Genomic DNA, 14,566 nt, shown 5'->3' on the forward strand with positions numbered 1-14,566 from the left:
GGATTTAAAAAAGTGAAATATGGAAAAGTTAGGATTTATAGGATTAGGGAATATGGGGTATCCAATGGCAAAAAACCTGGAAAAAGCAGGATTTCAGCTATCGGTATACAACAGGACACCGGAAAAGGCAGATGATTTCAAGGCACAGTCCAGGGTGTGCAGCAGTATTGCAGACCTGGTTGAGAACAGTGATATTGTTTTTACTATGCTCACCAACGATGATGCCCTGAAGGCGGTCTATGAAGAAATACTTTCCCTGAATGTTACAGGAAAGCTTTTCGTGGATATGAGTACCGTATCCCTGGAAGCAACAGCCCACACAGCAGCTGCCGTTATTGTGAAGGAAGCCTCTTTTATAGACGCTCCGGTAGCAGGAAGTACCAAACCTGCGGCAGAAGGTACTCTGATCATAATGGCTGGCGGTGAAGAAAAAGATCTTCAGCGGGCAGAACCTTACCTTCAGAAAATGGGGAAACTCATTAAGCATCTTGGTGAAAACGGTAAAGGCATTGCTGCCAAGCTGTCTGTCAATTACTTTATATCAGCGATTTATCAGGGATTGGCAGAAACGGTTTTGTTATCGGAACGCTTAGGGCTGGACCGAAAAGATATGCTTGAAATTATTAATGAAAGTGCCAGCGGAAGCGGAGCAACGAAAGTAAAAACCCCTTTGCTTACTGAAGATAATTACAAGCCGGCATTTGCCCTGGACCTGATGTTAAAGGATGTTCTGCTCGCCCGTAAAGCAGGTGCTGATTATCCCCTGTCAGAGACACTGATTAAAACCTACCAGTCAGCGCATGATGCCGGTTTCGGGAAGGATGATGTCATTGGCATTATCAATTATCTTAAAACACTTTAAAGGCTTCGGAACTCAGCTATGTACAATCAAATCCACTTCACATGAGACCTCAAAGCATTTCTCCTGAGACCTATATATTTAGGGATGACGGAAAGATCCCTAACAGCAACTATCCGATTCTGGTGTACCGAAATGTTTTTTCCGGTCGTGGAACAGAGGGTGCCCTTTGGCTGGAACACCTTTTCAAAGAAAACGGATGGCATAATTTCTGGAAGTGGACCATCTACTCTTTCCATCATTACCATAGCAATACCCATGAAGTCCTGGGTGTTTTTCAGGGATCGGCAGAAATATGCCTTGGCGGCCCTACGGGGAAAAAGATCATGATTGAAGCGGGAGATATCCTTGTTATTCCGGCCGGTGTTGCCCACAAATGCATTTCCTCGTCTGATGGTTTTACTGTAGTGGGTGCTTATCCTGAAGGTAAAAGTCCTGATTTGATCAGGGCTGAAGAATCCAATCATGATACGGCAGTACTGCGTATACAGCAGGTTACCGTTCCCGAACAGGACCCGGTACTTGGAAATGCAGGAGGATTACTTAAACTTTGGATATAACTTAAATATGAAAGATTTTAAAACAGCTTTTTTCTTTTTGCGCCTTCCCATTGCTGTATCACTGGCAGGCCATGGACTGGTACGGCTCCCGAAGCTTCAGGCTTTCAGCGACTGGATGGTGAAGACCATGGAAAAATCTGCCCTACCAGAGGTTGTGATTGTCCCTTTTAGCTATTTTCTCCCTGTTGCAGAAGCAGCCATCGGTATCTTACTGCTAACTGGGTACAAAAGCAAACTGGCGATCTACTCAGGCCTGGTACTCATGAGTATGCTGATTATGGGAAGCTGTTCCATAGAAAACTGGACCGCCATAGAAGCACAGCTGCTGCATTCAGCTTACCTGGCGGGTTTATTCTGGTTTTTCATCAGGTATTCAGGTGAAACAACAGATAAAATTTCTACCTGATTATATCGATGGTTAGGTTTTTGAAGCATCATACTAAAATCAATGATACCTTGAAACTGATCACTTTTACCAATAAAGGCATTTACTGTCCGAAAGGGAAATTCTATATCGATCCCTGGAGGCCGGTAGACTTTGCTGTGATAACGCACGGACATGCCGACCATGCTCGTTGGGGAATGAAAAAGTACCTCTGCCACCACTTTACCAAGCCGATCCTCCATCAGCGGATCAGTCCGGATATAGTATGCCAGAGCGTAGAATATGGTGAAGTTATCAATATCAATGGGGTAAAAGTGTCGCTTCATCCTGCGGGTCACATTATTGGTTCTGCCCAGATACGGCTGGAATACAAAGGCTATGTAAGTGTCATTTCCGGAGATTATAAAGTACAGGAAGACGGGTTGAGCACACCATTTGAACTGGTAAAATGCAATGAATTCGTTTCTGAGAGTACTTTCGGATTGCCGATCTATAATTGGCTTGAGGTGGATGATCTTAATAAAAAGCTCCAGAGTTGGGTGCTGAAAAACAAAGAGAACGGAAAAACTTCTGTATTTGTGGGGTATTCCCTGGGAAAGGCACAAAGGATCATGAAAGCGGTGGAAGAATTAGGCAAGATCCATGTACACTACTCTATCGGTAAACTAAACGAAGCTTTTGAGACTGTTGGGATCGATCTACCCGAATATGAAATTCCAGATTTCAGGGAAAGTGTGAAACATCTTCTGGGAGAGATCGTCATTGTTCCGCCCGCTTTGCTTGATAGCAATGTGATAAAAAAAATCCCGGAGGCAGCCACGGCAATCTGTTCCGGATGGATGCAGGTACGAGGAGCCAGAAGATGGCGCAGTGCAGATGCCGGTTTCCCGATGAGCGACCATGCCGACTGGAAAGGGCTTTTGCAGGCTATCAAAGCAACAGAAGCCGAGATTGTCCACGTAACCCACGGACAAACGGAAGTATTTTCAAAATACCTGAATGAAATCGGAATCAAAGCAGATGTGGTGGAAACCTTATATGGCGATGATGATGAGGAAGAAGCAGAAATCTCTGAAACCCAAAAGGAACAGCCATGAAACATTTTGCAGATCTCATCAATGCCCTTGAAAGCACGAATAAAACCAATGCTAAAATCGATGCCATCATCGATTACCTTGAACGTGCCCCGGATGAAGACAAAGTATGGTTTATCGCCTTGTTCACAGGAAAAAGGCCAAAAAGAAACGTCAATACCAACTATATGAAAGAATGGGCCCTGGAAATTACCGGGCTCCCCTTCTGGCTGTTTCAGGAAAGCTATTCTTCCGTGGGCGACCTCGGAGAGACTATTTCCCTGATCCTGCCTCCCCCGACACAGAAAATAGACCGTTCCCTGACAGAATGGATGACAGATATCCTTGAATTAAAGCAGAAAACAGACGCAGAAAAAAAAGCATTTGTCCTGAATTCCTGGGATGGCCTGGATTATACGGAACGCCTCATCTTTAATAAACTGTTAGGCGGCAGCTTCAGGATCGGCGTATCAGATAAGACGCTGATCAATGCGCTGACAAAATTCTCCGGACAGGAATCCAGTGCGCTTATGCACAGCCTGATGGGAAAATGGCAGCCTGAAGATGCCTCCTTCCGTGAGCTGATCTCTGCGGAAAACATCAATCCCGATAATTCCAAACCCTATCCCTTCTGCCTTGCTTATCCGCTGGAAAAAGACCTTCAGGACCTGGGGAGCCCGGACGAATGGCTGGTGGAATATAAATGGGACGGAATCCGGGGACAGATCATCCGCAGGAACGACGAGGTATTCATCTGGTCGCGTGGAGAAGAGCTTGTTACCCCTCAGTTTCCTGAAATTGAAGAGGCCGTAAAAGCTATGAAAGGCAATTTTGTGATTGACGGGGAAATACTTGCCGTAAGCAACGGAAAAGTTTTAAATTTCAATGAACTCCAGAAACGGCTGAACCGGAAAACCCTGACTAAAAAAATGCAGTCGGAAATCCCGGTTGAAGTATTTGCCTATGACCTTCTTGAACTTGAAAATAACGACCTCAGGGAAAAACCTATTTCAGCCAGGAGGGCTATGCTGGAAGAACTGCTGATCAACCAGTCTCCTGAAAATATAACGCTTTCCCAAACCGTAGATTTTAATGAATGGGGAAACCTGGACCTGATCCGCGAAGGCTCCAGGGATATTAACAGTGAGGGACTGATGCTGAAACATAAAGACTCCCCTTACCATTCCGGCCGGAAAAAAGGTGACTGGTGGAAATGGAAAATCAACCCACTAACCATAGATGCCGTATTGATCTATGCCCAGAAAGGAAGCGGCCGGAGAAGTGCCTACTATACCGATTACACATTTGCCGTAAAAAACGGCGACTCGCTGGTTACCATTGCCAAAGCCTATTCAGGTCTGACCGATAAAGAAATTATGGAAGTCAGCCGTTTTGTAAACAAAAATGCCATTGAAAAATTCGGCCCCGTGCGTACCGTCAAAGCAGAGCTTGTTTTTGAAATTGCCTTTGAAGGCATCGGGTTCAGCAACCGCCACAAAAGCGGTGTAGCCCTCCGTTTCCCGAGGATTATGAGATGGCGGAAAGATAAGACAGTGAATGACATAGATGACCTGGAAGAAATTAAAAAACTGATACAATAAATAACTTGGCTGCATTCGAAGATACCAACGGCTACAGGATCATTCTCCAATGGATGGAGGACAAAGGGAATTATCCGTTCAAATTCCAGGTGGATACCTGGAAAAAATTCGGCAATGGGTATAGTGGAATGGTGATTGCCCCTACCGGGTTCGGAAAAACATTTTCTGTATTCCTTGCGCTCATCAGTGATTTTTTAAGCCATCCCGAACGATACGGCACAGGCTTGAAGATGATCTGGGTCACTCCCCTCCGGTCATTGGCCAAGGATATTGCCAAAGCGATGCAGGAAGCCATGGATGAGATCGGGCTGGATTGGGTAGTCGGTGTAAGAAACGGTGATACTGATCCTAAAGTACGTCAGCAACAGGTGAAAAGCATGCCGGAAATACTCGTGGTAACCCCGGAAAGCCTACATCTGCTACTGGCCCAGAAGAACCACGAACGGTTTTTCAAAAACCTGCACTGTATTGCCGTCGATGAATGGCACGAATTACTGGGATCAAAGCGCGGGGTGATGATCGAACTGGGGATTGCCCAGCTCAAAAAATATGTCAGAAAGCTGAAGATCTGGGGAATTACCGCAACCATCGGCAATCTGGATGAAGCAATGGAGGTCCTCATTCCATATGACATTAAAAAAGCAAAGATTACAGCTAAGGAGCATAAAAAAATTGATATCCTGCCGGTTTTCCCGGATGAGATTGAAATCCTCCCGTGGGCAGGACACCTGGGTGCCAAAATGGCGGATAAAATTGTTCCGATCATCCTGAATTCCAGATCTACCATTGTTTTTACCAATACCCGGAGCCAGAGTGAAATGTGGTACCAACTGCTGCTGGATGCTTATCCGGATTTTGCCGGGCAACTGGCCATCCATCACAGCTCCATTGATGCGCATCTGCGGATCTGGATTGAAGAAAACCTCAGCAACGGAAAGCTGAAAGCGGTTGTTTCCACCTCATCCCTGGACCTGGGCATTGACTTCAAACCTGTAGATACGGTAATCCAGATCGGGTCTTCCAAGGGAGTGGCCAGGTTTCTACAACGTGCGGGACGAAGCGGGCACTCCCCCTTTGAGACTTCCAGGATCTATTGTGTCCCGACACACTCCCTGGAACTGATCGAAGTAGCAGCGCTGAAAGAGGCGGTAAAGCAGAAAGTCATTGAGCCCAGGGAACCTCAGGTTTTATGCTTTGATGTTCTGGTGCAGTTTCTCATGACGCTTGCCGTGGGAGACGGTTTTATGCCGGATGAAGTCTACAGCAGGGTCAAACAGACTTTTGCCTTCCGGGATATAAATGATGAAGAGTGGAAAGGCATGCTGGAATTCCTGACGATCGGAGGAAGTGTCCTTAAGAGCTATGAGGAATTCCATAAAGTGGTGATTACAGATGAGGGCCTGTACAAAGTAACCTCCCGGAAAATTGCCATGCTTCACCGCATGAATATGGGAGTGATTGTCAGCGATGCCATGCTCAAAGTAAAGTTCATATCCGGTGGCTATATCGGGATGATTGAAGAATATTTTATTTCCAGGCTCAAGAAAGATGAAAAATTCATCCTTGCAGGCCGTACCCTGGAAGTTGCGATGATTAAAGATATGACGGTATTTGTACGGGCAGCAAGCGGGAAAGCCCTGGTCCCGAGTTATCTCGGCGGAAGGCTGCCGTTGAGTTCCAACCTCAGTGTATTTTTAAGGGAAAAGCTTTCCGGTGCATTGAATCCCAAAGCATCAGAAAAGGAACTGAAATTCCTCCATCCTTTGCTCGCCAGGCAGGAAGAACGGTCACACATACCCAAAGATGATGAATTTCTGGTAGAGCTGATCAAAAACCGGGAAGGCTACCACCTGTTCATGTATCCTTTTGAAGGCCGGCTCGTGCATGAAGTAATGGCCGCCCTTATTGCCTACCGTATTTCCAAGCTTGCCCCGATCTCATTTTCCATGGCGATGAATGATTACGGATTTGAGCTTTTCAGTGATAAGGAAATTCCTCTGAATGAAGAGAACCTGAACCGTATACTCACAAGAGACAACCTGATGACAGATGTGATCTCCAGCATAAACGCAGCCGAAATGGCAAGCCGAAAATTCCGGGATATTGCCGTTATTTCGGGAATGGTCATCCAGAATTATGCAGGGAAACAACGCTCCAACAAATCGCTGCAGAGCTCAGCAGGCCTGATTTTCAAAGTCCTTGAAGATCATGATCCGAACCATTTCCTGGTGAGGCAGGCATATACTGAGGTCTTCAATATCCAGCTTCAGGAGCCTAGGCTTGTAGAAGCTTTCAGAAGGATCGAAAATTCAAGGATCATTCTTAAATATGCCAAAACCTTTACTCCGCTTAGCTTTCCGATTAAGATCGACAGCCTCAGGCAAACCTTATCCAGTGAAGGCCTGGATGCAAGGATCCAGCGACTGCTGCAACAGGCCAACCGAAGCGGATAACGCATGGATGGCCTTAAAAATACAGATATATGAAATCAATGAACCGGCTCTTTCAGATGTTATTGTGAATGATTAATTTTGCAATCCTATCAACGGTGATTTTAAGGCCAGTAAAAATGAAAATGCAAATGAAGACCTGACCGTTGAGCCCAGATTATGAATATTGCAACCAAACCCATATCCATCCAACAGCAGACTTTTATACTCACCAATCAGCGGGCCGCGTTCTGGCCCGGGCAAAAAGCACTGATCCTGTCAGACCTTCATATCGGCAAGACCGCTCATTTCAGGAAAAACGGCATAGCCCTCTCCGATCAGGTGATGAAAAAAGACCTCGACCGCTTATCGCAGTTGATCAGTTATTTTCAGCCGGATAAATTTATTGTCGTGGGAGACCTTCTGCATGCCGGTGACAACTCAGATGTAGACCAGTTCTGTGCATGGAAGGAACAATATCCTGATATTTGTTTTTATCTGGTTGAAGGAAACCACGACAAGATTTCCAAATCCCTGGAACAAAAGCTGTGTCTTGAATTTAAACAGAATATTCTGGAAATTGATGATGTTGCATTCCTGCATGATTTCAGAAAAGGACATCCGAAATTTCAGGTAACAGGACATATTCATCCCGGTATTGTGCTCCATTCAAAAGTCAGGCGGTTCAGGTTGCCGTGTTTTGCGCTGACGCCGAATCAGCTCCTCCTCCCCGCTTTCAGTGAATTTACCGGTCTCGATACTGTGAATACACCTAAAAACGGGAAATTTTTCGTTTTTACGGATTCCGAAATCCATGAAGTTTAAAGATAGGGTAATGTAATGCTGTCAGGTCTTATTTATAATCCGTGAATTCTTCCTGTTGCATTATTCATCTTTTGAAATAGAACCTGTATTTGACTTTTATTAAAATTAATCGTTCCTTTGTCAACTTCCTGAATCGACCTCCAGCAAAGCCTGAAGCTGAATTAAAAATATCGGAAAGGCTCTGATTACCTTTCCGATACAATTGCTGTAAGAGAAAACATCTGAAATGCTTTTTCGTTATATCTACAAAAATGCTAAGCTTTATGGTGATGAGAAATTAGTCCGGTTCCTATTCCGGTTCCAGCCAAACGACTTTCTGTTCAGACTTGTGTTCCATACCGATGATGTCCCGGTACAGCTCCGGCCGTCTGGCTTTAAGATAGCGGTAGCCTCCTGCCTGAAACAGTTTTTCAGGGTTGATGACTGCCGCAGCAAAACTGTCCTCAAATGAGCGGCATTCTGCAATGATATCCCCAAAAGGATCAATGATCATGGAGCAGCCGTTTTTCAGCTGATCGTCATCCATCCCGATCGGATTGGAAAATACCACATAGATGCCGTTGTCATAAGCGCGGGCAGGCAGCCATTTCATCAGCCAGTCTCTACCTTTCATTCCGTCAAATTCCAGCCGTAAAGATGTGGGATCTGTTTCCCGGTTCTTCCAGAGTACAGGATCCACAAATCCTGCTCCGGGCCTGGAAGAAGGGGTACACATGGTGACATGAGGCATAAAAATAATGTCTGCACCTAAAAGCTTTGTCGCCCGTACATTTTCAATAATATTATTATCATAACAGATTAAAATCCCACACTTCCATCCGTGGATCTCAAAAATGCAGTATTCATTTCCCGAATGAAGATAGGGATTGATGAAAGGATGCAGTTTCCGGTATTTTGCTGATAGTCCGTTTTTGTCCACACAGACAAATGCCTTGAAAAGGTTATTCTTCTCATCCTTTTCAAACAGGCCCGCCAGAATGGTAATATTGTGGCGTGCAGCAATTTCCTGCAACCTCCGGATGCTTTCCCCTTCCGGAATAATTTCAGCGATGTCCAGCATCTGTTGCCTGCTGAGCTTTCTGGCAAATGTATAGCCGGTTACAGAGCATTCATGGAAAAGAATGACCTTTGAGCCTTGTGCTGCTGCCTCACCGCTCAGCTTTTCGATGACCGAAAGATTATAGGCTTTGTCGCCGCTCCTGTTTTCAAACTGTGCCGTAGCAATTTTAAGATTGACCATTTTTTCAGGTAAAACTAAATGATCCTGATCTTGAAAAATTGTAAAAACCCGACATGAAAATCAATCGATAAAACATTTTTAGATCTTACGATAGACGAGGTTGATGAATGGTCGTTATGCAGGATTCAGCCCAGTTCAATAAAGTTGACGGCCAGCTTGCTTTTTGTTTTTATATATTGACTGGGCGTTAATCCGATGATATTTTTACATTCTTTGATCAGATGGGACTGATCGGAATAGCCTGCTTCATAGCCCAGGCCTGCCATATTTTCTTTATCCGATTTATTTTTCAGCAGGCTTAAAAAATGATGAAGCCTTATGATCGAATTATATTTATGGGGAGAGGTTCCTATATGGCTTTCAAATGTCCTTTCAATATGACGTTCGGAATACCCTGTGAAATGCTCAAGCATCTTCATCGGTGAAGTCCCTTTATTCAGAAGCATATATTGCTGGAGCTGTATTATCCAAAGCTCCGGATTGCTTTTTGAGGAAATTAGCCGGGTAAAGAATGTATTGAGTAAAGAAATTAAATACCGAGGGCTCAACTTCCTGTCCATGGCGTCCTGGAATGGAACCAGGCGATCTTTTAAAATATCTGTTGCAGAAATGATCTCATTTTTGATTTCTTTCGCTGCAATACCGAAAATAAGGTTAAAAAAGTAAGGCTGGAAAATAACAGCCAGCACGGAAAAGGAACCTTTCGCCCCAATATTCTTATAGGAAGTGGGCTGGCCATAAAAAAATGACAACGGCAGGCAATTGCCGTCCGCATCGTGCATGTTCATGTCAGCCGAGATGATCAATCCTGTATTTCCATCGGCAAACAAACGCATATTTCTAGTGTCCTCTTGAGAATTTTCCAGAAAGATATAATGTTTAATAAATCCTGCTAAATGCTTTGGCGGGGAAATCTGCATAGTCAAAATTAAACAAAATAAACGATAGATTATCTTCTTAAAAATACCCTGTTGAAATCTGACTGTAATTTTCTAACGGATATATTATAAGGGATCAGTAAGCTATCCTGATGCACTAAGTATTATAAAGATTTACATACCAGCCGATTGTATACCGCTTTCATTCCCCTGTTTCCGATTGGTCAGATTTTTGAATGGTACAGTGATAAATACAATCACTAAATATTACTATTATGTCAACAGAAAACCTTACACACGCTGACGCTATCAAAAAAATCAAGGAACTTTCCGAAAATGCAAAAATCTGTATGTTCTGTACTGAACTGGATAAAGCCCCCATCAATTCACGCCCTATGAGCTTACAGGAGACGGATGAAGAAGGAAACCTTTGGTTCATCAGCAGCGATACCAGCAATAAAAATTTTGAGATCAAGGAAGATAAGAAAGTTCAGCTTTTCTTCATGAACAATGGGGATTACCAGTATCTTTCTGTATACGGGGATGCTACCGTATACAAAGATAAAGCGACTATCGACGATAAATGGTCTGAAAAGGCCAACGCCTGGTTCGACGGAAAAGATGACCCTACCGTTTCTATTATCCGTGTAGAACCAAAAGAAAGTTATTACTGGGATACAAAAGCCGGAAAACTGGTGAGCATCCTGACTTTTGTAGCAGCAGCTATCACCGGAAAAAAAGCTGATAACTCAGATGGTGTGGAAGGAAACGCAACAGTATAGATAAATACCACTTATCAAAAATAAAGCAGTGAAAATTTTCACTGCTTTTCTTATGTATTGATCAATTGAAATTTATATTTTCTCTGATCTCACGGTCGATATATTAGCTCATTGAGGTAAAAAAGACAGGCTTTAATTAAATTTCCGAGCCTTCTTCAGGGTCAATTCTCTGAAGGTCTTTAACCGTTGGTCCCGTAAGTACTTTTCCATTTACATTAAATCTTGAACCGTGACACGGACAGTCCCACGAAAGTTCTGCACTGTTCCACCGGACTTCGCACAGCGCATGGGGACATGTGCTTTTTACCAGATGCACTGTTCCTCCTTTTTCTTTGTATAAAGCAAAGGATTCACCTTCGTATGTCACCACCTTAGCTTCTCCTTCATTAATTTTGGCCAGTGAAGTGATTTTTTCCCTGAAAAGTTTATCTTTTACAAAATCGAAGACAACAACAGCATTCTCCTTTACAAAATCCGTAAACCCCGCAACGGGCTTAATCCTTGAAGGACTGAATAAATGCTCATATTTACTGCTCCCGCTGACAATAAGATCATTCAAAATTTGTGAAGTGAGGGTTCCTAAAATCATTCCGTTGCCCCTGAATCCCGTTGATACGTAGATTCTGCCACTGCTGGACGGAAGTTTCCCGATATACGGAAATCCGTCAGAAGGTTCGTAATACTGGCTGGACCAACTGTAATGCACGGTCTCCACGTCAAAATGTTCACGTACATAGTTTTCAAGCCTTGAAAAACATTCTCCGGTATCTTCTTCATGTCCTGTCTTATGATCCTCGCCACCTGCGATTAGCAGCTGCTGTCCGTCAACTTCCTGGAACCGGTAATATCGGTAAGGATCGCAGAGATCATACCCCAATTCTTTTTCCTGAGGTTCTCCCTTCATGCTGAAAGCCATCGCATAGCTCCTATACGGAGCATTCATAGTGTGAAGGATACTGATTCCAGGCGGAATATGTGTAGCATACACCACATGCATAGCCTGTACGGTTCCCTTTGTCGTATTCAGCTGCACAAAACCTTTCTGTTCATCATGGCTTTCGCAAAGGCATTGCTCATGAATAACCCCACCTGCATTCTGAAATGCTTCACATAAGGCCCTGATATATTTTACAGGATGGAATTGCGCCTGATTGGGAATCATGACTGCCTCTTTAAAAGGAATGGGAAACGGGATTTCATGGGTATATAACATTTCATGCCCTACTTTATAAGCCCCGTCCACAATATCAGCCAGTTCCTTTTGCTGTTTGTCATCCAGTGCAAAGAGATAGCCCTTTTTCCTCATGAAATCACAGTCGATTCCATATTTCCGAATATTGTTTTCTATGATGGAAATCGCTTCCTGACCAGCCCCTGCAAATAACTTCGCATTTTCCAGTCCGAAATCGCTGATGGCCTGGGAATAGGTAGTATCAAAAAAATCATTCAGGTGTGCTGTTGTTCCGCCTGTTGTTCCGAATCCTATATTGGAAGCTTCCAGTATAATGCACCTCTTTCCTGATTCCTGAAGTTTGATGGCAGTGGAGATCCCCGTGATCCCTCCACCTACGATGGCCACATCAAATAGTTGTCCCAGCGCACTTTCGGAAGGAAATCTTTTAATTTCTTCCTGCCATATGCTTTTTCTTGCACCGTCTCTGTACATGCTTATATTGTTTGGTTTATAAATTGGTCAGTAACGCTTGATCCCTATCGTTTCATTCACCAGCTTTTCAGCGAGGTCTGATTGTTCTGTTTGTACTGGATCATCTTCCTATATATCGTATTCCGTACATGAGCTTATGCTCAACAACCTGGACACTCAAAATTAATGTTGTTGTTTTCATATGATAGCTCTTATTGTATCATTAATGTTATCCATTTACTACGATGCCGCCGTTAGGATGAAGTACCTGACCGGTAATCTGTATGGCATCATCTGAAGCCAGAAACAGAAAGCTGGATGCCACCTCTTCCGGAGTTGCATTTCTCTCAAATGGCGGTTTATTCGGATCATCTTCTTCCTCTCCGAAGGTGTCTTTGGTAAGCGGTGTAGCCACCGGGCCCGGAGCAACGGCATTAACACGAATATTTTTAGGTTTGGACTGCAGAGCCAGAGAACGGGTAAATGCCACGATAGCTCCTTTGGTTGCTGAGTAATCCAGCAGTTCTTCATGCCCCTGATAGGCTGTGGCAGAGGTAGTATTGATGATACTGCTGCCGGAAGTAAGGTATGGGAAAACCTCTTTGGTCAGCATAATCATCCCGATGATGTTAGCGTCAAAAGTTTTCCTGATGTTTTCTACCTCCAGTTTCTCAATATCATCGCATGGAGTCTGGGTTCCTGCATTATTAACGAGAATATCTATTTTCCCGAATTGGTCAGCAGCCAGTTTTGCCGCCTGCTTACAAAATTCATGTTCGCTGATATCTCCCTGGATTATGACGCACTTACGGCCCATAGAATCAATCTCCTTTTGTACTTCTTCAGCTCTTTCCCTGTCTTCGTGATAAACAATGGCGATATCAGCTCCTTCTTTGGCGAACCGTAAAGAAACTGCTTTACCGATTCCACTGTCTCCTCCTGTAATAAGTACCGATTTATTCTCTAATCTCATAAAATCTATTTTTCTGTTTTTGGTTTTTGCATTTCTGACATTCTGTGCGCAGCCATACTGTCTGTTGTAATGTTGGTCATGGCTACCATCATTTTATTTTTTACCCCTGAAATTATTTTGTCATCACCGTTCATCAGGGCATCAAAGCCGTCCCGGGCTACTTCTTCCGGGGAAGAAAGATTGCTCGGATCTTCCAGTATTTTACTTTCGTTCATCCCCGCTTTATTGAAGAAGTCGGTGTTTGTAGGTCCGGGCAATAATGCTGTTACTGTGATTCCTGTATCTTTAAGCTCTTCACGGATGGCTTCGGACCATGACAATACAAATGCTTTGGTTCCATGATAAACGGACTGCCATGGCCCCGGCGCCTTACTGGCTACCGATGCCAGATTCAGGATCTTTCCTGAGCCTTTTGCTATCCGGTCCTTAAGAAAGAGTTTGGTCAGTATGATTACTGATATGATATTCAGGTTGACAACACCGATTTCTTTCCGTAAGTCGGTTTCAATGAATTTGCCATAAGCACCCTGCCCCGCATCATTAATCAGAACTGAAGGGCTTATACCATTCGCTTCCAGCTCAGAATACACGGCATACACCTGATCCTGACTGAAAAGGTCTTTACAGATGACGGTTACTTTGGCACCTAATGACTTAAATTCATCGGCTTTACGATTCACTTCCTGCTCGTCTCGGGATACAATAGCAAGATCATATCCGTTTTTGGCCAACAGTTTGGCCAGCTCATACCCGATACCGCTTGTGGCACCGGTGATCAGAGCGTATTCATTTTTACGTTCCATGTGGTTTATTTTAAAATTAACAGCTGATTGATCTCACTCTTAAAACAACCCAGAATAAATTCCGTGTAGTACAACTGGGCATTCTGGGCCTGGGTTTTAGGGTGGAGCTCAAGTTTTTTAGTTACTATCACCTCTCCCCTGAAGGAAATGCAGTAATAGGCAAAAATCTTATACATCGAATTGCGGTTGGGCGTACAGTATCCTGTAGTGGCAATAGACCAGTCGGTTTCAAAAAGACTGGCTACATTCAGGGCCATCGTCTCTGCAATATTTGCCGATACACAGTCGCATTCTTCTGCTTCCTGTCTGTTCACCTGAAGCAGTTTTACCTTTTCAGATAATGCATAGGCCGTGACACCTCCTTTGTAAAACATGGACGCATTCGGCATCTGTGAAAATGCTAACTGTAAGAAGCCTGATGTAACGCTTTCCGATACAGATACGGTTTGACCGGCAGTAATTAACGAATGGCTTATATAATCTAAAAGATTCTTCTGAAACTCCATAATATGA

At 43.9% G+C, this 14,566-nt stretch carries 14 protein-coding genes; 8 read left to right on the forward strand and 6 right to left on the reverse strand.

Annotation, left to right across the window (positions count from 1 at the left end):
* Positions 1-19: 19 nt before the first annotated feature.
* The 7 genes from QE404_RS06790 (at position 20) to pdeM (ending at position 7,732) form a co-directional block, all read left to right on the forward strand.
* Positions 20-862 carry an NAD(P)-dependent oxidoreductase gene (locus QE404_RS06790; RefSeq protein WP_307448318.1) on the forward strand — a complete coding sequence of 281 codons (843 nt, stop codon included), beginning with the start codon at positions 20-22 and terminating at the stop codon, positions 860-862.
* 41 nt (positions 863-903) lie between these two features.
* Positions 904-1,419: a cupin domain-containing protein gene (locus QE404_RS06795; RefSeq protein WP_307448321.1), complete on the forward strand. Its 516-nt coding sequence runs from the start codon at positions 904-906 to the stop codon at positions 1,417-1,419.
* 7 nt (positions 1,420-1,426) lie between these two features.
* Positions 1,427-1,825: a MauE/DoxX family redox-associated membrane protein gene (locus tag QE404_RS06800; RefSeq protein WP_307448324.1), complete on the forward strand. Its 399-nt coding sequence runs from the start codon at positions 1,427-1,429 to the stop codon at positions 1,823-1,825.
* Between the two features lie 50 nt (positions 1,826-1,875).
* The gene (locus QE404_RS06805; RefSeq protein WP_307448328.1) at positions 1,876-2,901 is read left to right on the forward strand and encodes a ligase-associated DNA damage response exonuclease; all 1,026 of its coding nucleotides are present in this window, start codon (positions 1,876-1,878) and stop codon (positions 2,899-2,901) included.
* Complete coding sequence (locus QE404_RS06810; RefSeq protein ID WP_307448331.1) at positions 2,898-4,478, forward strand: ATP-dependent DNA ligase; 1,581 nt, start codon at positions 2,898-2,900, stop codon at positions 4,476-4,478. The genes QE404_RS06805 and QE404_RS06810 overlap by 4 nt, the downstream gene beginning before the upstream one ends.
* A gap of 53 nt (positions 4,479-4,531) precedes the next feature.
* Entirely contained in the window at positions 4,532-6,931 is a 2,400-nt protein-coding gene (locus QE404_RS06815) for a ligase-associated DNA damage response DEXH box helicase (protein WP_371935236.1), read from the forward strand.
* A gap of 156 nt (positions 6,932-7,087) precedes the next feature.
* Positions 7,088-7,732: a ligase-associated DNA damage response endonuclease PdeM gene (gene pdeM / locus QE404_RS06820; RefSeq protein WP_307448337.1), complete on the forward strand. Its 645-nt coding sequence runs from the start codon at positions 7,088-7,090 to the stop codon at positions 7,730-7,732.
* Positions 7,733-8,021: 289 nt separating this feature from the next.
* On the opposite strand, the gene QE404_RS06825 is transcribed toward pdeM, so the two are convergent.
* Both QE404_RS06825 and QE404_RS06830 read right to left on the reverse strand, forming a co-directional pair.
* Positions 8,022-8,972, reverse strand: coding sequence for a nitrilase family protein (locus tag QE404_RS06825; protein ID WP_307448340.1), 951 nt, complete (start codon positions 8,970-8,972; stop codon positions 8,022-8,024).
* A 125-nt stretch (positions 8,973-9,097) separates the two neighbouring features.
* A complete protein-coding gene (locus tag QE404_RS06830; RefSeq protein WP_307448343.1) occupies positions 9,098-9,892 on the reverse strand; it encodes an AraC family transcriptional regulator in 795 nt (264 codons plus the stop codon).
* 233 nt (positions 9,893-10,125) lie between these two features.
* Between QE404_RS06830 and QE404_RS06835 the strand changes: the two genes are divergently transcribed.
* Positions 10,126-10,632, forward strand: a complete 507-nt coding sequence (locus QE404_RS06835; RefSeq protein ID WP_307448347.1) for a pyridoxamine 5'-phosphate oxidase family protein — start codon at positions 10,126-10,128, stop codon at positions 10,630-10,632.
* A gap of 136 nt (positions 10,633-10,768) precedes the next feature.
* Here the strand turns inward: QE404_RS06835 and QE404_RS06840 are convergent, their stop codons facing one another.
* From QE404_RS06840 to QE404_RS06855, 4 genes are all read right to left on the reverse strand, one after another.
* Positions 10,769-12,298: an FAD-dependent oxidoreductase gene (locus QE404_RS06840; protein WP_307448350.1), complete on the reverse strand. Its 1,530-nt coding sequence runs from the start codon at positions 12,296-12,298 to the stop codon at positions 10,769-10,771.
* A gap of 208 nt (positions 12,299-12,506) precedes the next feature.
* Positions 12,507-13,250 carry an SDR family oxidoreductase gene (locus QE404_RS06845; RefSeq protein ID WP_307448355.1) on the reverse strand — a complete coding sequence of 248 codons (744 nt, stop codon included), beginning with the start codon at positions 13,248-13,250 and terminating at the stop codon, positions 12,507-12,509.
* Between the two features lie 5 nt (positions 13,251-13,255).
* Complete coding sequence (locus QE404_RS06850) at positions 13,256-14,053, reverse strand: SDR family NAD(P)-dependent oxidoreductase (protein WP_307448358.1); 798 nt, start codon at positions 14,051-14,053, stop codon at positions 13,256-13,258.
* A 5-nt stretch (positions 14,054-14,058) separates the two neighbouring features.
* Positions 14,059-14,559, reverse strand: coding sequence for a CinA family protein (locus QE404_RS06855; protein WP_307448360.1), 501 nt, complete (start codon positions 14,557-14,559; stop codon positions 14,059-14,061).
* Positions 14,560-14,566: the final 7 nt, after the last annotated feature.

This window comes from Chryseobacterium camelliae, assembly GCF_030818575.1.
Taxonomy (GTDB): Bacteria; Bacteroidota; Bacteroidia; order Flavobacteriales; family Weeksellaceae; genus Chryseobacterium; species Chryseobacterium camelliae_A.

Bases quoted from the DNA above. Each gene is read 5' to 3' on its own strand.
- QE404_RS06815 (WP_371935236.1), top strand. From the start codon at position 4,532: ATGGAGGACAAAGGGAATTATCCGTTCAAATTCCAGGTGGATACCTGG.
- QE404_RS06850 (WP_307448358.1), bottom strand. From the start codon at position 14,053: ATGGAACGTAAAAATGAATACGCTCTGATCACCGGTGCCACAAGCGGT.
- QE404_RS06845 (WP_307448355.1), bottom strand. From the start codon at position 13,250: ATGAGATTAGAGAATAAATCGGTACTTATTACAGGAGGAGACAGTGGA.
- QE404_RS06830 (WP_307448343.1), bottom strand. From the start codon at position 9,892: ATGCAGATTTCCCCGCCAAAGCATTTAGCAGGATTTATTAAACATTAT.
- QE404_RS06835 (WP_307448347.1), top strand. From the start codon at position 10,126: ATGTCAACAGAAAACCTTACACACGCTGACGCTATCAAAAAAATCAAG.
- QE404_RS06840 (WP_307448350.1), bottom strand. From the start codon at position 12,298: ATGTACAGAGACGGTGCAAGAAAAAGCATATGGCAGGAAGAAATTAAA.
- pdeM (WP_307448337.1), top strand. From the start codon at position 7,088: ATGAATATTGCAACCAAACCCATATCCATCCAACAGCAGACTTTTATA.
- QE404_RS06810 (WP_307448331.1), top strand. From the start codon at position 2,898: ATGAAACATTTTGCAGATCTCATCAATGCCCTTGAAAGCACGAATAAA.
- QE404_RS06790 (WP_307448318.1), top strand. From the start codon at position 20: ATGGAAAAGTTAGGATTTATAGGATTAGGGAATATGGGGTATCCAATG.
- QE404_RS06800 (WP_307448324.1), top strand. From the start codon at position 1,427: ATGAAAGATTTTAAAACAGCTTTTTTCTTTTTGCGCCTTCCCATTGCT.
- QE404_RS06855 (WP_307448360.1), bottom strand. From the start codon at position 14,559: ATGGAGTTTCAGAAGAATCTTTTAGATTATATAAGCCATTCGTTAATT.
- QE404_RS06795 (WP_307448321.1), top strand. From the start codon at position 904: ATGAGACCTCAAAGCATTTCTCCTGAGACCTATATATTTAGGGATGAC.
- QE404_RS06825 (WP_307448340.1), bottom strand. From the start codon at position 8,972: ATGGTCAATCTTAAAATTGCTACGGCACAGTTTGAAAACAGGAGCGGC.